Source organism: Pseudomonas sp. LBUM1645 (genome assembly GCF_059716185.1).
This window is the reverse complement of sequence record NZ_CP166811.1, coordinates 2,437,143-2,456,576: the sequence shown is the minus strand read 5'-3', so window position 1 is coordinate 2,456,576 and position 19,434 is coordinate 2,437,143. Positions and strand designations below refer to the sequence as shown.

Here is a 19,434-nt window from a genome sequence, read left to right as displayed (position 1 = left end):
AGCCATGACGACTCCGATGTGGATGCTGCTTGGATTTGCGACCTGGACTTTGCTGCTGTTGATGGCAACCGTCGGGGTGTATCGCTGGGTCAGAATCTTGTTCTCGAATGTTCCGATTGGCTCTTTCCAATGCGGTCAGCTCGAAGGCGAGGATTGGTATCGGCGCGGGACAAGAGCACACGCGAACTGTGTGGAAAACCTGCCTGTCTTTGGCGTCATTGTGTTCGTGATTTCAGCCCTTGGTGTCGACGGCCCTGCAGTGAGCTACTTGTCCGTAATCGTCTTGATCGCTCGCGTGTGCCAGTCTCTGGTTCACGTATCCCATGTGCAAACCGATACGTTCGTGGCGGTTCGATTTACCTTCTTTTGCGTGCAGTTGATCTGTTTTCTCGCACTCATTGTTATAGCCGCTTATTACGGCGCATGAATTCTCGAATAGAGGGATGAATTCAGGCCTGGTCCTGCAAATCAACATTTCGCTCGGACGCGCCCCTGGTGAGTCAGTGGCTGGATTCGATCCAGACTATCTTCGGCGCGACCGACAGAAAACGGCCAGGAGCGGACACTCGAATGTGCCTACGAAACCGAGGACAATTCAACTGATCATTGGGATTCTCTGTCCGCAATTCGGAGTAAAGCCGCGTCCGAGAGCGAATTGATACGCCCGCCGCTCTAATGATGCTCACTGAGCATCCCGCGCTTCATGGTTCGGCGGATCAATGCGCTCAATATTCCCCAGTACCAACGCTCGCCCGGCAAACAGGCCGCCCGATGTTTCCAAGGCAAAACGTTCGGCATCGCGTTTGCGCACCTCGTCGATCACCGCGTCGGCTTCGAACTCCGAAGCACCCAGAGTCAGCACGGCCTGACGGCCGAGCAGCAGGGCGGCCTCAAAGGTTTCCCGCACTATATAGTCGGCGTCGTGTTTGACCAATTCCAGCGCATGTTCGCGGTCAAAAGCGCGCACTAGCAATTTCACTTGCGGGCAGTAGCGCCGCGTACTTTCGACAATGCGTGTCGCAGCTTTTTTATCGTTCACACAAACAATGATGGCGCGGGCGTGATGGGCGCCAGCAGCGTGCAATATGTCAGAGCGGGCGCCATCGCCGTAATAGACCTTGAAACCATAGGGTGACGTGGCGCGGATGACCTCCGGATTTATATCGATTATGGAAAGTTTCGCTCCCTGAGCCAGCGGCGCCTGGCAGGCAATCTGACCCACACGGCCAAAACCGATGATGAGTACGTTGCCGTGCAGATTGTGTGCGGCCTCCACACCGTCCATAGAAACGGTCTGCACGCGAGCAAACCGTTTGTACAGCAATAAAGTCACCGGCGTAATGGCCATGGAGAGCACCACAATAGCCGTCATATTGGCGTTGACTTCAGGACTGATGACCCTGAGTTTGAGGGCTTCGGCAAACAGCACAAAAGCAAATTCGCCACCCTGCGCCATAAGCACGGCGCGATCCAGCGCTTCGCCATGGGGGCTTTTCGCGAGGCGTGCGACCCCATAAATACACAGCGCCTTGACCACCATCAGCGCCAGCACACCAGAGGTGATGAGCATCCAGGCCTTGGCCACCACTTGCAGATCCAACGACATGCCGACGCCGAGGAAAAACAGCCCCAGCAGCAGGCCCCGAAACGGCTCAATTTCGGCCTCCAACTGGTGGCGGAATGTGGATTCCGACAGCAGCACACCGGCAACGAAAGCACCCATCGCCATAGAAAGGCCGCCGAGTTCCATCAGTAGCGCTGCTCCCAACACAACCAGCAGCGCAGCGGCAGTCATTACCTCGCGCGCTTTGGCGTGGGCCAATACCCGAAACAGGGGATTGAGCAGCCACAATCCGATGGCCACCAATGCGCCCAAGGACAGGGCTGCGGTACCTATGCGCTGCCAAAGGGGTGACGTGGGTTCATGCACCAATTCAGTGGGCGCCAGAAATGCCACCACCGCCAGTAAAGGCGCTATCAACAGGTCTTCAAACAGCAAAATGGACACTATGTGCTGCCCCCTCGGCTCGGTGATGTCACCGCGTTCCGAGAGGACTTGCATAACGATGGCCGTGGATGTGAGTACAAAACCCGCCGCACTCACAAATGACACCTGCCAAGGGAAACCAAAGGCCCTGCCAACAAAAGTGAGCAGAAAAGCACAGACCACCACCTGCAGGCTGCCCAGCCCAAAGATCTGCCTACGCAGATCCCATAGGTGCGAGGGTTTCGTCTCCAGTCCAATCACAAAAAGAAACATCACCACACCCAACTCGGCCACCTCAATGATGGTGTGGGGGTTATTGATCAGTTGCAGTCCGAAGGGGCCAATTATCAGCCCCGCCGCCAGGTAACCGACCACTGAGCCGAGCCCGATGCGTTTGAGCAGCGGCACTGCCACCACGGCGGCGGCAAGCAAAGTGACGACAGCAAATAATTGTCCTGCATTGCCTTCAATGGCCATAGCATTGACCCTCATCCCACATCAGGACCGGTAATGCGTCCACGGCCAGGCGTGTTGAGCAGAGCTTTCAATCTGAGCGCTCAGTTCCGCAAATTCTTCAGGACCAAGCACAATATCCGGAGCGTTCACCAAGAACTCTCCAGGGTAGAAATGGCACCTGAAGTGTAGTGCAGGACACCGGCATCGTTTAAAAGGGTGACAAAAAATTCAGTAGCTTCTCCCTGTCCGTACCGTAAAGGGCCGGCTAACAATTCTTTCATTTATACCGAGTGCGTAGGCATGGCCTTGAATCTTGAATCTTGAATCTTGAATCTTGAATCTTGAATCTTGAATCTTGAATCTTGAATCTTGAATCTTGAATCTTGAATCTTGAATAAGGAACTTTGGCCACAACATTCACCTTAATTACAAGTGTTTTAATGGATCACCCTCAAATCCATCTGATACGGTTTTTTTTCGATCATCTGAGCCTTTTTCGTTAACCAACAGTCTATAAAGTGCATGCCCGATGCTCTTTCAAACAACAAAAAGCAGCCAACTAGTTTTGGCTCTTGGGCACACTGACGCGCTCAAGAATTTAGACCATCCCAGGATCAACAATAGAACCCTGTTTATCAGAAATAAATGGGACAAATAACTATTCACTTGATTTGGAGATGACCGCTGTGCGAAAGCTTGGCTTGGGCTTCCTGGTAACTGGCGTTTTGGGGCAACTATCAGCACTACTATGGACCTACATGTCTACAGGACCCATTTGTCAAAATAACGTCGACAATTCATACATCCAGCAAAAAGTGACAAAGTTCGAACAACTCGTCGATGACACCGCTAATAAAGTTGTGACAGAGCTCAGTACAAAACATTCCGACGGGCTCGCGCCCCTTGCGAAAAACGGATCCCGCGTACCCGATTCAACGGAGGCTGACGCCGTACAGTTTCTGATCGAAAAGCCAGATGAAACGCCAGAACTTACGCTGCCTTCATTGCCCGCACAGGCACACAAATGGACGATTGTTCTCAGCGGTCTGATCACTTTTACCGGCCTGCTCTTGGCAGTATTCGCCCGTAAAAAAACCATTGATCCGCAATGGCACGTCTTTCGCACCGTGCCAGGATCGCTAATAACGCTGGAACGCCCGTGTTTGACGTGCGGCGGCTTTATTTCCCACACCGAAAAACCCGCTTCAGCCACGCCTTCATCCGGCCTCTGGGTGATCGAAATAGCGTTAAACACACTTAGCCGTCATCGCGCCACAAAAGCCATTAAGCAGCTGGAGTTGCCGGTAGCGCGTAAAGAAAACAACTTTGTCGTCATCGGCCCGTATAAACAGAAGCAGGACGCGGCTCGAGTCGTGAAAGAGTTGAGTGAAAGTCATGGTGTTAGAGGATGGATGATGCTGGGTAATTGATATAGCCCGATTTAGCGCTGCACCGACCTCAAACAAACGGCTACTTATTTTATGACACAAGAGAGCATTCATGATTGCAAAAGAACTTAGAGCCGAACTCGCCCTGAAGAATTTCCTGGCTGCCAACTTATGGATCCAGCTTGAACTCAGCGAGCTGAACTACAGCCTCGCTGAAAATTGCGGATTGTCGCCGGAAGAATATCGCCTTAAATTTCTACAAGAAGCATTTGAAGCAGAAGCAGACGCTCATGACTGCGATTGCTGGGATTTCATTCTGCAGTGGGTAGCCGACACTAAGGAAGAGCTTGAGTTGATGCGCGAAGAACGCATGAAAGAGATTTATGACTTTCTGGGTGATTAGTACACCCTACAACTTTCGTAGCCTATACACGCCGCCAACTCTCAAGATGAAAGACTAAATTCATCGGCGGGAGTATTGCCCAATAGCCCCGCCCTCCTCTCGGTTCAAACCGTCGCATAACAATCCACTACACGCCGATACTGGCTGGGTGAAGCTCCGATGTGCTGACGGAAAAACCGTGTGAAATGACCTTGCTCGGAGAACCCGAGGTTCTCCGACAACAGGCCCAACGTTCCACTGCGCTCACGCTCAAGCCAGGCAAAAGCCCGGCGCATGCGCGCGTCGTTCAGCAGCAGGGTCGGCGTCATGCCGGTATCTTTCTTGAACAGCGCAAAGAAGTGCGCCCGCGACAGACCACAAGCCCGTGCGGCGTTGTCGATCGGGTTCGGATCATCGAGGTGCTCAAGCAACCAGGCGGTGCCACGGCGCACGCGCGCGTCCCGGAACTCACCGGAGTTCGGCGCACCCAGTAGCGACAAATGCCGCCAGCTGGAAAAGTCCTCGATCAGCTCGATCAGGAAATCAAACAGCATGAATTCCATGCGCTCTTTCGGCACGATCCCGCAGCCATGCGCTTCGGCGACCAGGATGTCAGCCAAGGTGCGATTACGACTCGACAGCTCGATGCATGACTGGGCAAAAAAGTCCGGCCGACCGCTGAGCGCCAGCGACTGCTGGGCAGTGGCCAGCCAGGCGGGCTCTATGTAGAGAGCGAGGATAAGGGTGGCACCGGCACCCGGCTGCGGATCGTAGAAATGCGGCTCCCAGGCGTTGACCAGCACCGCCGTGCGATCGCTTAGCGGAACCCGCCGACCGTTGACGTTGAAGTAAGTGTCTTCGCCGGACACTTTGACCAGCACATGGCATTCGGAATGGGTGTGGGTGACCAGCGAACGATCCATATTCAGCAAGGCGACCCGGCCAAACCTGCCGTGGAAAACCCGTTGGGCAATCGACATCAGATTCCTCCGCTCGCTTGAAGCGATATTGTTACCGACCACAATGCATATCATCGGGGCGTCTATCTATTTCTCAACCCCGGCGATCGCTCTATGGTTCAGCAACACTTGGCTGGCGACTATCGCGCGCGAATGACCGAGCGTCTACCTCGACTTTCGCAGCCCCCACGTTCGTCGGAAAAACCGTTTTACAAGGCATGGCGTTCTTTCCCGTGATAAACGCGCAGGATATCGGCCACCACCGCCAGAGCGATTTCCGCCGGTGCCTTGCTGCCCAGATCGAGGCCGATGGGCATGTGCAAACGGGCGATCTGTTCATCCGTCAGACCACCGATGCGCTTGAGCCGCTCGGCGCGCTTGGCCGAAGTTGCCTGAGACCCCATGGCGCCGATGTAAAACGCCGGAGTGTGCACCGCTTCCATCAGCGCCAGATCATCGATTCGCGGATCGTGAGTCAGCGCCACCACCGCGGTCGCCGCGTGGCAACCTCCAGCGGCAATGAACATTGAGGGCAGCACACGTTGCATCTCCACGCCTTCGAGCTGGACATGCAGCATCTCTTCCCGGGGGTCGCAGGCGATGACTTCGCAGCCGATGGCGCGGGCAAAACTGGCGCAGACTTCAGCGACCGGCGAGAGCCCTGCCAGAATCAGTCGTAACGCCGGGCCAACGCTGATGCGCACCCTTTCGTCGACGACTTGCACCCGCTCGCTGCCGTGTCCGGTGTCCGGGTCCAGGCGTAAGGCACCGCTGCTCAGCTCGATGTGACGCAGCAGACGGCGCTGGCCGAGTAACGCCGCTTGCAGACTCTCCAGGTGTGCGATCCATTCGAGACTGGCAGCGCGGTGCTCGACCAGCACGATCAGCACACCACCACAGGGCAATCGTAGACGGTGGCGTTGCTCGACGCTGTCGCCATAACTGACGATCTGCGCCGGTTCGCGTAATTCACCGCGCGTCAGGCTTTCGAGAAACTCCTCTTCGACGCAGCCACCCGACAGCGAGCCGACGTGTTCGCCCGCACCATTGGTCACCAGCATCGCACCCGGCGCACGCGGCGCCGAGCCATAGGTGGAGAGCACCGTGCACAGCCACTGGGCCTGCCCGGCGCGAGCCCATTGCAGTGCCTGGTCGATCACCTGAACATCGAGATGACGCATGTTTTCTATACCTCAAGCAAAGCGTGGTGCTGCATGCGGGGTTACGTTTACGGTAACCTGCGAGCAACCTTGTTCAATCGTTGATTCAACATGTCGCCACAACAATTTTTGCAACTTGGGCCGCTGCGCCTGGAATATCGCCAAATCCCTGCGGCTGACCCATCGCGACCGACGCTTGTGCTGCTGCACGAAGGCCTCGGCAGCGCCGACCAATGGAAAGACTTCCCCCTGCGCCTGGCCCAGGCCAGCGGTTACGGTGTGGTCACTTACAGCCGTCAGGGTTATGGGCAATCAAGCCCGGTAACCCTGCCGCGTCCGCTGAACTACCTGAGCAGCGACGGCCCTCGTGAACTGCGGCAATTGCTCGATGCCTTGCAACTGCCGCAAGTGGTCTTGCTCGGTCACAGTGACGGCGCATCCATCGTCCTTGCCTATGCCGCCGCCAACGATCCACGCGTGTTGGGCAGCATTGCACTGGCGCCTCACGTGATTGTCGAGACCGAGAGCCTCGATGGCATTCGCCATACCACTGAGGTGTGGCATCAGGGCGAATTGCGCGAACGCCTGGCACGCCACCACGGGACAAATGTCGATGGCGCTTTTCACGGTTGGAGCGACAGTTGGTTGCACCCGGACTTTTCCCTGGACGATCTCGAAGCGCAGTTGGCGAATATCGAAAAGCCGCTGCTGGTCATTCAGGGTCGCGAAGACCACTACGCCACGCCCGAGCAACTGGTGGTCATCCAGCGACAGGTGCCTGGACCGTGCCGCTGTGTGTTGCTGGATAACTGTCGGCACTTTCCCCAAACCGAAGCGACCGAGCGGACCTTGCAACTGATCTGCGAATTCCTGGAGCGCCTCCCCGCCTTTATTTGAAATTGCCTTGGGTTTCTGGAATCACCACGCTGCCGATCAGGTAGATCACCGACAGACCGGCGGCGAAAATCGCCAGCACCATGGGGATCTGCGCCGGGCTGCTGCTGACCAGGGACACAAAGGTCGGCATGGTTCCACCGAGGGCGAAACCGATGTTCCAGGACAACCCCGTGCCGCTGGCTCGCAGCTCGGTGGCAAAGCGTTCGTTGAGGAAGATCAGAATCGGCGCGATGATCGCCCCGCCCATGAAGGCGATGCCCACGCAATACAACGCAGTGCGGGTCAGCGAGCCCGGTTCGGCGACACCAAGGAACATCATCGGCAGGCTCACCAGGTTGATCACACCCAGCAGCATGAAGGTCTTCTTGCGGCCGATCAGGTCACTCAGGTAACCGAAGGCCAGTGCTCCGACAATGGTTGCCACCGACCCATACATGAGCATCTGCGAAGTCTGCGTATGGGGCACTTTGGCAACCACGTTGAGCAATGTCGGCAGATAACCGCAGGCCAGGTAATACGTGGCGCCGCCGCCGAAGGTAATCAGCAGATTGACCATCATCACGCCGCGGTACTCGCGACCAAACAGACGCTTGAGTGGCGACACGACCACTACCGCCGGCCCCTTGGTTTTGCGGGCTTGTTGCAGTTGCTGCCAGACCGGGGTTTCTTCCAGGTAACGGAACATCACCAGACCGAAAAACGTGCTGAGCACGCCGCAGAAGAACATGAAGCGCCAGCCCCAGACGTCAAACTCATCCCCGGGAAAGATCTCCGACAACACCAGATAAGTGACTGACGCCAACAGCGCGCCCATGCCGGCGCCGGCGCCTCCGATCAACCCGGACATCAAGCCGCGATAGCGCGGCGAGATGGATTCTGTGCCAATGGTGTGAGTGGAGGCGACAATGCCGCCAACGAAAACGCCCTGAATGACCCGCAAGACCAAAAACAGTATCGGGGCCAACACCCCGACCTGGTGAATGGTCGGCAACGCGCCAAACAGTGCCGTGGAAATACCGACGCCGACCATCGACACCATCAACGCACGCTTGCGGCCGTGTTTGTCGGCATACGCGCCGAAGATCGCCGAGCCCAGCGGACGCACCAGCAAGGCCACGGCGAACGAGGCATATACCGCGGCCAGTGACAGTGTCGGGGTGTCCGAGGGGAAGAACATGCGGCCGATGATCGGTGCCACGTAGAGCAGGATGAACAAGTCAAACAAATCCAGCGCCCAGCCGAATGTCGAGGCAAATGCCGCGAGCAAGGCCTTGCCCGGTGGAATCTGCGGTGTATCGATAGCGTCGCTGGTTGGTGATGCAGTTATTGTTGTTGTCGTAGTCATGGTTGCCTCACACAAACGGTGAATCGAAACGTTCTGCACCCCGGTGCGCGGGTTGCGGGTAATCAGCAGGTCAGCGGTGATACCTTGATGTGCCCTTTCAGTTGCATTGAAGGGGCGGCAGGCCCTGCTCCGTAGGGGCGCACGCCGTTACCGACATACTCCCGGGCCTGCTCGCCGGTACGCCTTTACTCGCCGGTGAACACTGCCGCACGCTTGCTGTGAAACGCTTCGACGCCTTCCTTGAAGTCCTTGGAGCTACGCAGGCGGCTGTAGCAGTGACCTTCCATTTCGATCGCGACGGTCAGCGGCGCATCTTCGTTGTCGTTGATCAGTTTTTTCGCCGTGCGCTGAGCCAGCGGCGAGAAGCGCCGCAGTTCATCGACCAATGCATCGACGGTGCTTTCCAGTTCGGTATCCGGTACGACCTCGGTAGCGATACCCCAGGCATAGGCCTGGTCGCCCGTGATGCGTTTGGCGCGCATCACCATGTGCTTGGTGCGGGTGATGCCGATGATTTTCTGCAGGCGCGCGGAGCCACCCGAGCCCGGGATCTGACCCAGGTTCTGCTCAGGCAAGGCGTAGCGAGTGGTTTGCGAAGCAATGCGAAAATCGCAGGCCAGGGACAGTTCGAAACCGACGCCGAAGGTGTAACCACGGTTGGCAACGATCACCGGTTTTTCGCAACGTGCCGGTGCCGCGACGTTCCAGGCCAGCTTCGAAACGTGCTCCGGCGACGCTTCGAGGAAGCCCTTGATGTCGCCACCGCTGGAGAAGTGTTCACCCACCGAGCGCAGCACAATGACACGCACATCTTTGTGCGCATCGAGGGCTTCGAAGACCAGGCGCAGTTGATCGCGCTGCCCCATGGAAATGACGTTCAACGGCGCCCGGTTGAGGATGATGTCAGCGCGCTCGCGGGACACATCGACTTCAACCTGGAAGCCATCGAACTGAGTGTCGAGAAATTGCTGGATCGCTTGTTGTTGCATGGGAGTGTCCTCTGGATGATTAGCTGATGGCCTTCAAGGCCTGTTCCTGAAATTGGGCCAGCAGCACGCGCCGCAGCACCTTGCCCACTGGAGATTTGGGAATCTGATCGATGAACTGGTAACGCCGTGGCCGCTTGAATTTGGCCAGGCCCGAAGCGATGCAATGGGCATCGAGGTCGTATTCCGAGACCTCCGCGCGCAGCTTGATAAACGCTGCAATGATCTTGCCCCACTGCTCGTCAGGCAGACCGACCACCACCACTTCTTCCACTGCCGGGTGCAGAGAGAGCATGTTTTCGATTTCCGCCGGGCTGACGTTTTCGCCGCCGGTGATGATCAAGTCATCGACACGACCCGTGACGAACAGATCGCCCTCCAGATCGAAGTAGCCGATGTCACCGGTGAAATACCATCCATCACGCAACGCCTTGGCGGTCGCTTCGGGGCGGTTCAGGTAGCCTTCGAACGCCTCGTCACTTGCCAGGTCGGCGATGATCTGGCCCTCCTCCAATGGGTTGACCTGCACGTCCACCGTTTCAGCATCGATCGGCACCACGCGCACTCGCTGGTTCATTGCACTGCGCCCTGACGAACCGGGTTTGCGGTTGGCTTGCTGGTCGATGGTGAAGGTGTAGATCTCCGAGCTGCCGTAATGATTGACGAACAATTGCGGCTGGAACGCCTGCTCGACGCGACGCATCAAGCCGTCGCTCATCGGCGCACCGGCAAAGCCGATTTTCTCCACACTGGCTACTCGCTCGCGGGCAAAGGCCGGGTGTTCGATGAGCATGTGGTAGAGCGTCGGCACCAGGTACAGGTTGCTGACCTTTTCCCGCTCGATGGCCTGCAGCGTGGCTTCCACGTCGAACTTCGGCACACAGACGAAATGTCCGTCGATCAGCGCCATGGACAGCAACGAGCGCACGCCCATGGTGTGGTAAAGCGGCATGACACCCAGCGTGCACTCGCTCTGGCGGTAGAGGTTTTGCGCTACGTGGGCAACCGCCGCGGCGCGTTCGCAACGGTGCCGACGGGGCACGCCCTTGGGCTTGCTGGTGGTTCCGGAGGTGTACAGCAGCAGTGAAAAGTCTTCGGCGTCGGCCTGCAAAATGATGCCGGAGGGAGTCTGCGAACACAGTTCCTCGAAACTCAGGTCGGTGTCGGCGGCACGGATACCGGCGGCGATCCGTGGCAGCCTTGTGGCGGCGCTGCAACCGGCTACGGCGGCCACGGTAGCGTCGTCGTAAGCCAGTGCACGGATTTGCGCATCTTCGATGCAGTAGCCCAGTTCATCGGCAGTCGAACGCCAGTTCAACGGAGTCATGACGATGCCCGCAAACTGACAGGCCCAATGCAGGGTCGCCATCTGCCAGCGGTTTTGCATCGCTACCAGCAGTCGGTCACCGCGTTGCAGCCCTAGGCGTTGCAAGCCCCGAGCGGCGCTCTGGATATCGACGAACCAGTCTTCATAGGTTTTCTTCAACGCACCGTCACTGACCGCCACGGCGTGTGGTCGGCGTTCAACGGCAGCGAGGAAACTGCGTCCGAGATCGAACATTATTGTTATACCCCTTTGTTCGTTTGGCGCTGGGCAGCGACTTCGAGCACGGCCTGGACGATGCCGGTGTAGCCGGTGCAGCGACATAGATGCCCCGAAAGCATGTCGCGTACCTGGGTCTCGTCCGGGTTGGGTACCCGTTCGAGGAAATCCACGCAGGACATGAGAATGCCCGCAGTGCAAAAGCCGCACTGCAAGGCGTGATGACGGCGAAAGGCTTGTTGCAGGTCGCTCAGTGTGTCGTCGTCGGCGAGGGACTCGACGGTCTCGATACGCCGCTCGTGCCCCTGTACCGCGAGCATCAGGCAGGAGCGCATCGCGACCCCGTCCACCAGCACCGTGCAGGCACCGCAGACACCGTGTTCGCATCCGACATGGACACCGGTGGCACCGAGGTCGTGGCGCAGGAAGTCGCAGAGTTGGGTTCGCGGTTCAGCCAGCGCTTCGCGGGAGCGGCCATTGAGTTCCAGGCGAATCGGAAAGGTTTGGTCGGCAGTTACACGCATGTTCAGACTCCTTCGATCAGCTGATGACCCAGCTCGCGAATCAGTTGGCGGCGATAGGCAGCGCTGGCCTGCACGTCGTCTTGTGCATCGAGCGACCAGGCGGTTTGATTGAGCGCGTCCGGCAGCGCCGCACCACGAGGCAGGCTGCGACGTTGCGGACGGTCGGCGACCCCGCCGATGCCAAGTTCGACCTGATCCGCGCCGATGGCCGCGGCCAGGGAGACAATTGCAAAGTCGCCGTGGCGCATGGCGATTTCGCGGAAGCGATAGGTGATGCCTTCGCGCTTGAGCGGAAAACGCACCTCGACGACCAGTTCATCTGCACGCTTGTCGGTGGTGAGAATGCCTTGGAAGAAGTCGGCAGCCTTGACGATGCGCTTGCCTTTTTTCGACTCTAGAACGATCTCGCCGCCCAGCGTCACCAGGCACAGCGGCAACTCGGCGCTCGGGTCGGCATGAGCCACCGAACCGCAGACTGTGCCGCGATTACGCGTCTGGAAGTGACCGATCCAGGGCATCGCCAGTGCCAATAAAGGCACCTCGTCCATCAGGGTCGAACGCGCCAGCAACTGCGCCTGTCGTACCCCGGCACCTACCGCCAGGCAATCCTTGCGCAGTTCGATATAGGCCAGCTCAGCCACATGATTGATATCGATCAGCAACTTGGGTTGAGCCAGGCGCATGTTCAGCACCGCCATCAGCGATTGGCCACCGGCGATGATGCGAGCTTCCTGGCCGTACTCGGCGAGCAACTCAACCACCTGACGACGGGTGTCAGCCCGAACGTAATCAAAAGCGGCCGGTTTCATTGCGCACCTCCCTTGCCAAACAGCGCGCCAAGCGAGGCCCGCAATCGCGCCCACCAGCCGGTGGAGATGGCTTGGCCGCTGACCCGTTGCGACAGGCGAGTAAATATTTGTCCGATGATCACTTTCGAGGCCCCTTGCAACATTCGGCCGCCGACCGCGGCGACTTTGCCGCTGACCGCCACCTGGTATTGGTATTCCAGACGTGTGTGGCCATTTTCCAGTTCGACGAAACGCACCTTGGCCTGGCCTTGAGCCGAGCCCATCGAACTGCTGCCGGAACCGGACAGACGCAACGAATGCGGAGGGTCCAGATCACTCAGGGCAACCTTGGCCTCGAAGCGCGCACGGATCATGCCGACGCCGACGGTGACGTCTGCGCGGTAACGGTTTTCGCCTTCAAGCACGAGGTCGTGACAACCGGGAATGATCGCCGCCAGCGTCTGCGGGTCGAGCAAGGTATCGAAGACCTGTTGCGGCGAAGCAGGAATCACCACCGAGTCGTTGGCCCGCAGTGCCGGTCCACCGGCAGGTGCTGCGTCCAGGTTTTCATCGGGCTCCATACCGGCGGGCCGTGGCGGCTCGTCGATCCCGATGAGCGTGCGTACTTTCGATGGCGTCAGCGGCAGACGGATGTCCGAGCGACCGAGGGCGTCGGCCACCGCGTTAGCGATGCACACCGGCGTGCTCATATTGTTGCCCTCGCCCACACCCTTGGCGCCCAGTGGGGTGAATGGAGATGGCGTTTCCATGTGCAGGATCACCGGTTCGATCACTTCCGGTGCGGTCGGCACCAGATAATCAGCGAAGGTCCCGGAGAGAAAGCTGCCGTCCTCGCCATAGGCGAATTCTTCCATCAGCGCCGCGCCGAGGCCTTGGGTGAAGCCGCCACGAATCTGGCCATCGACCAGCGCGGGGTTGAGCAGGCGGCCGGCGTCATGGCAGGTGACGTAGCGATCGATGTGGATCTCGCCGGTCATGCGGTCGATTTCCAGACCACAGATGTCGAAGACAAAGCCGTAGCACAGCGAGCTATTGACCTGATCCTGGTCGTCCGGTGCCACCAATTGCGGCGGGCTCCAGAACGCGGTTTCGCGCAGACCGCCACTTTCACCTTCCGGCAGCAGGCCCGGCGACCAGTGGGTCGCACCGGCAATCCGATGGAACGGTGCCACCGCCCCGCCATTGACCACAAAAATCTTGCCGCCCGCGAAACGAATATCTTCGGGACTGGCCTGCAATTGCTCGGCGGCAATCGCGGCGAGGCGATCGCGGATCTTCAGCGCCGCCTTGTAGACGGCACCGGCCACAGCGCCGGCGAAGCGGCTGGAATAGTTGCCCGAGGCAATCGACCAAGCGTCCTTCTGGGTATCCAGCTCGACGTTGACCACGATGGATTCCAATGCAACCCCAAGCACTTCGGCGACGACCTGCGCCACGGTGGTTTGATGGCCCTGCCCTTGCGGTGCCGAGGACACGTGCACACTGACGTCACCCAACGGGCCGACGTTGATGGTTGCGGTTGCGACAGCGCCGTTTTTCGGACCGGCCTTGCGCCGCTCTTCGGGTGTCATCGCGGTTGTGATGTATCCCATGTTGGAAATCGAGGGTTCAATGACTGCGGCATAACCAATGCCATAGATTCGGCCTTCGGCACGCGCCTGATCACGACGTTTGAGCAACTCGTCGAGTCCACCGTCAGCCGCCGCCAAGGCAATACCTGCCTGGTAATTGCCGGAATCGAGCAACGCACCGGCGGCCGCGCGATAAGGGAAGGCATCGGCCGGCACCAGGTTGCGGCGGATCACGTCCAACGGATCAAGCTTCAACTGCACGGCGATGTGTTGCAGCAGCCGCTCCAGAGCGAAATACACCTGCGGGCCACCGAAACCACGGTTCAGGCCGGAAGGGGTTTTGTTGGTCAGCACCACTCGGTTGCGCACTTGCAAATTGCGGATCGCGTAGGCACCCGTCAGGTTGCCGTGCATGCGGTAGAAAGTCGCCGGTTCGGGCGCTCTCAGGTAGGCACCACAATCGTCGATCTGGTCATATCGCAAAGCGGTGATGCGGCCATCCGCTTCGACCGCCGCTTCAATTTCGGTCACCCGATTGGTCGCCGAAGAAGCCCCCTGAAGATGTTCCAGACGGTCCTCGACCCACTTCACCGGTGCACCGACCTTGCGTGACGCCAGCCCCATCATCACCACGTAAGGGAAAACCCCTTGCTTGATGCCAAAGCTGCCGCCGGAATCTTTCGGTGTGCGCAAACGCAAGCGGTTGCCGGGCACATTCAGTGCCCGGGCCATGACCGTGTGCAACGCATAGGGACCCTGGAAATTGGCCAGCACGTCATAAATGCCGGTGGCGCGCTCGTACTGAGCCAGCACCACATAGCATTCAATGGGTGTGCAGGAACTGCGCGGAAACTTCACTTTGAGCGAGACCTTGTGCGGCGCCTGCTCGAAGGCCTGCTCCGGCTCGCCATAACGAAAGCGCCGTTCGTTGACCACGTTGCTGCCGACTGCTTCGTGCAGGATCGGCGCCTGTTCGGCGGTGGCCAGTTCGGGATCGATGATCGGGGGCAGCGGCTCGTATTCAACGCGCACACCTTCGATGGCGTCCTCGGCCAGATAGCGGCTCTCAGCGATCACCACGGCCACCGGCTCTCCAACGTAGCGCACCTTGTCGACGGCGACGCACCAGTGCTCCATCGGCTGCCGCACACCCACCGGGAACGGCAGCGCCCAGCGTTTGACGTCTTCGCCGACCAACACGCCGTGCACGCCTTTCATCAGCAGCGCACTGGAAAAGTCCACCGAGGTGATCCGCGCATGAGCGTGGGGCGAACGGATGATCGCCGCATGTAGCGTACCCGGAGGGATCGCAGCGTCATCGGCATAGCAGCCGAGGCCGCGCAACAATGCGGCGTCCTCGACACGGGTCTGACGGGCGCCGATGTGGCCGGTCTGGCTTTCGGTAGCAGGCTGGAAACTAGTCATTTTTTTCGCGGCTCTTGTTGTTGTGCAGCGCGATAGCGTTAGAGCCGAGTGTGTGAGAAAGGCGCAGGGAGCGCCTTGCCTGGGGAGAGGGAGTTCTGCGCTGGCGTCTGAAAATTTGCCTTAGCGTCTGATTTTCAGGTCTGGGACCAGACAGAATTGGCGGTCAGGGATGGGACGCGGGATGGCTCAGGAAAGCTTCGATTTCTGCATAGGGCATCGGTTTGGCAAAGTAATACCCCTGAAAAATATCGCAGCGGCTGCCCTTCAGGAAATCCACCTGGGTCGCAGTTTCCACGCCTTCGGCGACCACCGTCAGGCTGAGGTGATGGGCCATGGAAATAATGCCTTGGGTGATCGCTGCATCGTGATGGTCGGTGGCGATTTCCTGGATGAACGAGCGGTCAATCTTGATTTTGTCGATGGGCAAACGCTTGAGGTAGCTGAGGCTGGAAAAACCGGTGCCGAAATCATCGAGCGCAATGCGCACCCCCAACGCCTTGAGCCGGTGCAACGTGTCGATCGCCTGTTCAACGTTATGCAACAGAAGCGACTCGGTGATCTCCAGCTCCAGCTGCTCACCACAGAGACCATGTTTCTCCAGGGTGGCTTGGACACACTGGACGAACTGGCCACGCTGAAAATGCATCGGCGAAATATTCACGGCCATCGAAATGCCCGTGATGCCCTGTTCGCCTAGCTCGCGCAGCTGCGCGCAGGCCGTATCGAGTACCCAAAGGCTCAGCGGGATGATCTGACCACTGTCCTCTGCCACCGGCACAAACACCGCGGGTGAGATAAATCCTTTTTCCGGATGCTCCCAGCGCAGCAACGCTTCGATCCCGACCACCCGACCCGTGCGCGCGTCTATCTGCGGTTGGTAATGCAGCTGCAACGACTGAGTTTCGATGGCCTTTTGCAGGTCATTACGCAGGCTCGCGTGCTCGCAAACACGCTGATTAAGATCGCTGGTGTACCACTGAAAGTTGTTGCGCCCTTGCTGCTTGGCTTTGTACATGGCCATGTCAGCCTGCTGGATCAGTTGCATCGGTTGCTCGATGTGACCATCGCTCAGGGTGATACCGACACTTGCACTCACGTGCAGGTCCATGCCCTGGATGCAGTAGGGTCTGGCAATGCTGGCCATCAAGCGCTCGGCCACCGGTACAACGTCCTCATCACGAAGCAGGTCCGGCAGCAGCACGATAAATTCATCACCGCCCATGCGCACGATGGTATCCCCCGGACGAACCTGCTGGGTCATACGCTGCGCCACCTCGATCAGCACCTGATCACCGAAGTAGTGCCCGATCGAATCGTTGATGGATTTGAATCCATCCAGATCAATGCACATCACCGCCAGACGACGCTTACGCCGACGACTGATGTGACAATCCAAAACAAGCCGGTCTTCAAGCGAAACACGGTTAAGCAAACCGGTCAGCCGGTCATGGCTGGCGTTGAAGCTCAATTGGCGCTCGAAATGTTTCTGCTCGCTGATGTCCCGGGCAATGCCAAATACCCCGACGATCTCTCCGTTGACCATGATCGGCAGGTTAGAGATGTCCATGGTCAACAGTTTTTCACTCTCGTCGCGAACCCGTGCCTCGAAGCGCTGAGGCGCTCCGGCGCGGGCTGCGGAAAAATGTTGACTGACCCGTTCCAGGTCTTCTTCGAGCACCAGATGGGAAAAGTGATGACCAATGAAATTGGTTGCAGTGTGCGGTTTCAGCTTCAGGCCTGCCGGATTCACACTCTGGATGTTGCCGGCCAGATCGAGGGCGAACACCGGGTGGGGGTTGTAGGTGAACAATGAACGAAAACGTTGTTCGCTTGCCTCCAGACGTTGGCCGTCACGCTCATGACGGATCGCAATGACTGCCAGTTGGGCCGCGCAGGCCAGTCGTTGAATCTGCGCCTCATCCGGCGAGTGGGTCCGGTTCTGGTACAGGGCAAATGTACCCAACACGTTTCCTTGATGGGAGAGCAAAGGCACCGACCAGCAGGAACGCAGGTTATGCCCCAGCGCCAGGCTGCGGAAACGCTCCCAGTTTGGGTCCCGGGCGATGTCTTCGGTGACCACAAGCTCGCGCCGGAACGCTGCGGTGCCGCAGGTTCCTTCGTGTGGACCAATAGCCATTCCATGAACCGCGTCACTGTATTCGACCGGCAGGCTGGGCGCCGCGCCGTTCAGCAAGTGTTTGCCCTCGGCATCAGTGAGCAGGATAGAGCAGAAGGTCTCGGGGGCCTGTGCGTCGTGCATCTGGCAGATGGCGCAGAGTATCTCGCCCAGATGATGATCGGTCGCGATCATACCGAGAATGTCACGTTGCGATTCGGGGAGTGTCTTGCTGCGAAAACCAGGACGAGTATTCATGGTGGTTCCTGAAGACTCTCGAGGTCGTCCGGTCTTCAGAGAGCCTGAAATAGTAGGCGGCCGATCACTGTCCGCTAGTGCGTCGGACGCGCACTCTATAGAGCACCGACTAACTAAAAAAAGGCTCAGATCAAACATAAAAAACAGCATCAGATTGCTACCGTTTGGCTGATTTCACTTTCCTCGAGTCGCGGCAAAATTTCTCGGCCAACTTCATCCACCACCTGAGCGGCATAGCGTTCGCCGTGCTGAAATTCAAAACCACATGGTTGACACCGGCCGCACACAGGCTTTCGAAAAACGAAAGGATCACATTGCACCCGGGCGCAAACTCAAGTGAATCGGGCTCCGGTGAATGGTCGGGATGTTCGGCCATTTCGACGTAAAGCGATTGAGCCGCGGGAGGCGCGATTTTGCTCTCTCTCCTCTGCCATTTGGGTGTCCGCTATGGCCAGAAGTTGCCATTCGCTGAAAGTAAGTTTCGACTGAATTTGCTTTCATGCAGGCGGATGGAGACATCAACCAATCACAGCCATATGAAGCCGCCGATTGCCATCCCCCACCAAAGATCCATAGTGCGCAGATGACCACGCTGCTTGCGCTTCCTTGGCGAAGCCCTTCAACGTGTTGATGACGATGGCGACAGAGGTGAGGAAGAGCTTGATGCAGTCCCCAGCGCCGCTCATCAGCTGCTGGCAAGGCCAAGTTGCTGCTGCATTACGGAAGCCGCGTTGTAGCAATTAAAGGATATGACCTTGCCACGCTCCAGGTGAAAAACGTCACAGCACGGAACATCTATTGCCTTGCCCGTTGGAGCGACAGTCCCTGAGGCAAGTGTCAGCTCACCTTTATGCGTCCCCCGAATGGCGAGTTCGACGACTACGACATTCTCCGCGACATAGATGTTGAATAGCTCGCGGTGAACATCAGGGAATGCACTTGCGAACGCGTCGATTGCATCGCCAATAGCCTGCCCGCGCAACGTCATTCCGGTAGGAATGTCGCGCATGTATCCTTCTTCCGAGAAGAAGGAGACAAACTTCGCGATGTCTTTCCCGCTTCCCTCCCCGGCGGCGTACAGTTCTCTGACGATTTCTTTATTGTTAAACATCATCAATCCTCCACGTAGTGGGTACAGACTAACTTGGCGCCGTAACCGCTGTTCAACGGCTCGCGTCCATCTCGGAGGCCCGCGCCAGTGATTGCGTATCGATGTACTCCCGGATGTGCGTCACTTTTCCATTTCGCACAGTAATGGCGAAGACCCAATCGTCCTCCCACGTCTTGTTCGTCGCTTTAATTCTCCCCCTGGCGAAGCCGACGACCAGAACCCGGTCTCCCTGCGCTACGTATTCGTGGAACTCCATGACTGATGTTTCCATCTTTTCGGAAGCCTTCTGAAGCAGATCTGCCAATCCCGCGTGCCCGCGATACGTGCCAGCCAGCGGCCAGTCCTCGCCCGGAATGATCCATTCAATATCTTCGGAAGTCAGCGCCAGTAGATCTCGCCTATCGCTGCGGCCCATTGCTGTAAAGAAGTCCTTAACAACCTGGACATTCTTTTGTGTGTTCATCGAAATCTCTCCGTTTCTCTCGCATCTGATCGCGTCCGTTCTGATCAGATGCCT

Annotated in this window: 16 protein-coding genes; 4 read left to right on the top strand and 12 right to left on the bottom strand. The window is 58.2% G+C overall.

Annotated features, from left to right (window positions below; translation table 11 throughout):
- Positions 1 to 4: 4 nt before the first annotated feature.
- Positions 5 to 427 (top strand): MAPEG family protein, encoded by a 423-nt coding sequence (locus ACA079_RS10870; protein ID WP_497703448.1) that lies wholly within the window; start codon positions 5 to 7, stop codon positions 425 to 427.
- Positions 428 to 682: 255 nt separating this feature from the next.
- Here ACA079_RS10870 and ACA079_RS10865 read toward each other — a convergent pair whose 3' ends face one another.
- Positions 683 to 2,464, bottom strand: coding sequence for a monovalent cation:proton antiporter-2 (CPA2) family protein (locus tag ACA079_RS10865; RefSeq protein ID WP_497703447.1), 1,782 nt, complete (start codon positions 2,462 to 2,464; stop codon positions 683 to 685).
- A gap of 737 nt (positions 2,465 to 3,201) precedes the next feature.
- Between ACA079_RS10865 and ACA079_RS10860 the strand changes: the two genes are divergently transcribed.
- Together ACA079_RS10860 and ACA079_RS10855 are read left to right on the top strand one after the other, a co-directional pair.
- Complete coding sequence (locus ACA079_RS10860) at positions 3,202 to 3,873, top strand: SPOR domain-containing protein (protein WP_497703446.1); 672 nt, start codon at positions 3,202 to 3,204, stop codon at positions 3,871 to 3,873.
- A gap of 70 nt (positions 3,874 to 3,943) precedes the next feature.
- A complete protein-coding gene (locus ACA079_RS10855) occupies positions 3,944 to 4,234 on the top strand; it encodes a DUF6388 family protein (protein ID WP_497703445.1) in 291 nt (96 codons plus the stop codon).
- A 104-nt stretch (positions 4,235 to 4,338) separates the two neighbouring features.
- Here ACA079_RS10855 and ACA079_RS10850 read toward each other — a convergent pair whose 3' ends face one another.
- Entirely contained in the window at positions 4,339 to 5,193 is an 855-nt protein-coding gene (locus ACA079_RS10850) for a helix-turn-helix transcriptional regulator (protein ID WP_497703444.1), read from the bottom strand.
- A gap of 188 nt (positions 5,194 to 5,381) precedes the next feature.
- Positions 5,382 to 6,353 carry an XdhC family protein gene (locus ACA079_RS10845; RefSeq protein WP_497703443.1) on the bottom strand — a complete coding sequence of 324 codons (972 nt, stop codon included), beginning with the start codon at positions 6,351 to 6,353 and terminating at the stop codon, positions 5,382 to 5,384.
- 90 nt (positions 6,354 to 6,443) lie between these two features.
- Here ACA079_RS10845 and ACA079_RS10840 point away from each other — a divergent pair, with 90 nt between their 5' ends.
- A complete protein-coding gene (locus ACA079_RS10840) occupies positions 6,444 to 7,229 on the top strand; it encodes an alpha/beta fold hydrolase (protein ID WP_497703442.1) in 786 nt (261 codons plus the stop codon).
- Here the strand turns inward: ACA079_RS10840 and ACA079_RS10835 are convergent.
- The 9 genes from ACA079_RS10835 to ACA079_RS10795 form a co-directional block, all read right to left on the bottom strand.
- Positions 7,222 to 8,574: an MFS transporter gene (locus ACA079_RS10835; protein WP_497703441.1), complete on the bottom strand. Its 1,353-nt coding sequence runs from the start codon at positions 8,572 to 8,574 to the stop codon at positions 7,222 to 7,224. The two genes, ACA079_RS10840 and ACA079_RS10835, sit on opposite strands and share 8 nt — an antisense overlap.
- Positions 8,575 to 8,759: 185 nt before the next feature.
- Positions 8,760 to 9,563, bottom strand: a complete 804-nt coding sequence (locus tag ACA079_RS10830; protein ID WP_201112902.1) for an enoyl-CoA hydratase/isomerase family protein — start codon at positions 9,561 to 9,563, stop codon at positions 8,760 to 8,762.
- A gap of 19 nt (positions 9,564 to 9,582) precedes the next feature.
- Positions 9,583 to 11,121 carry an AMP-binding protein gene (locus ACA079_RS10825; RefSeq protein WP_497703440.1) on the bottom strand — a complete coding sequence of 513 codons (1,539 nt, stop codon included), beginning with the start codon at positions 11,119 to 11,121 and terminating at the stop codon, positions 9,583 to 9,585.
- 5 nt (positions 11,122 to 11,126) lie between these two features.
- Positions 11,127 to 11,627 (bottom strand): (2Fe-2S)-binding protein, encoded by a 501-nt coding sequence (locus tag ACA079_RS10820; protein WP_008060977.1) that lies wholly within the window; start codon positions 11,625 to 11,627, stop codon positions 11,127 to 11,129.
- Positions 11,628 to 11,629: 2 nt separating this feature from the next.
- Positions 11,630 to 12,436: an FAD binding domain-containing protein gene (locus tag ACA079_RS10815; RefSeq protein WP_102615848.1), complete on the bottom strand. Its 807-nt coding sequence runs from the start codon at positions 12,434 to 12,436 to the stop codon at positions 11,630 to 11,632.
- Complete coding sequence (locus ACA079_RS10810; RefSeq protein WP_497703439.1) at positions 12,433 to 15,432, bottom strand: xanthine dehydrogenase family protein molybdopterin-binding subunit; 3,000 nt, start codon at positions 15,430 to 15,432, stop codon at positions 12,433 to 12,435. The genes ACA079_RS10815 and ACA079_RS10810 overlap by 4 nt, the downstream gene beginning before the upstream one ends.
- Positions 15,433 to 15,595: 163 nt before the next feature.
- The gene (locus tag ACA079_RS10805) at positions 15,596 to 17,806 is read right to left on the bottom strand and encodes a putative bifunctional diguanylate cyclase/phosphodiesterase (protein WP_497703438.1); all 2,211 of its coding nucleotides are present in this window, start codon (positions 17,804 to 17,806) and stop codon (positions 15,596 to 15,598) included.
- A 685-nt stretch (positions 17,807 to 18,491) separates the two neighbouring features.
- Positions 18,492 to 18,917 carry an ester cyclase gene (locus tag ACA079_RS10800; RefSeq protein ID WP_497703437.1) on the bottom strand — a complete coding sequence of 142 codons (426 nt, stop codon included), beginning with the start codon at positions 18,915 to 18,917 and terminating at the stop codon, positions 18,492 to 18,494.
- 52 nt (positions 18,918 to 18,969) lie between these two features.
- Positions 18,970 to 19,380 (bottom strand): nuclear transport factor 2 family protein, encoded by a 411-nt coding sequence (locus tag ACA079_RS10795; protein ID WP_497703436.1) that lies wholly within the window; start codon positions 19,378 to 19,380, stop codon positions 18,970 to 18,972.
- Positions 19,381 to 19,434: the final 54 nt, after the last annotated feature.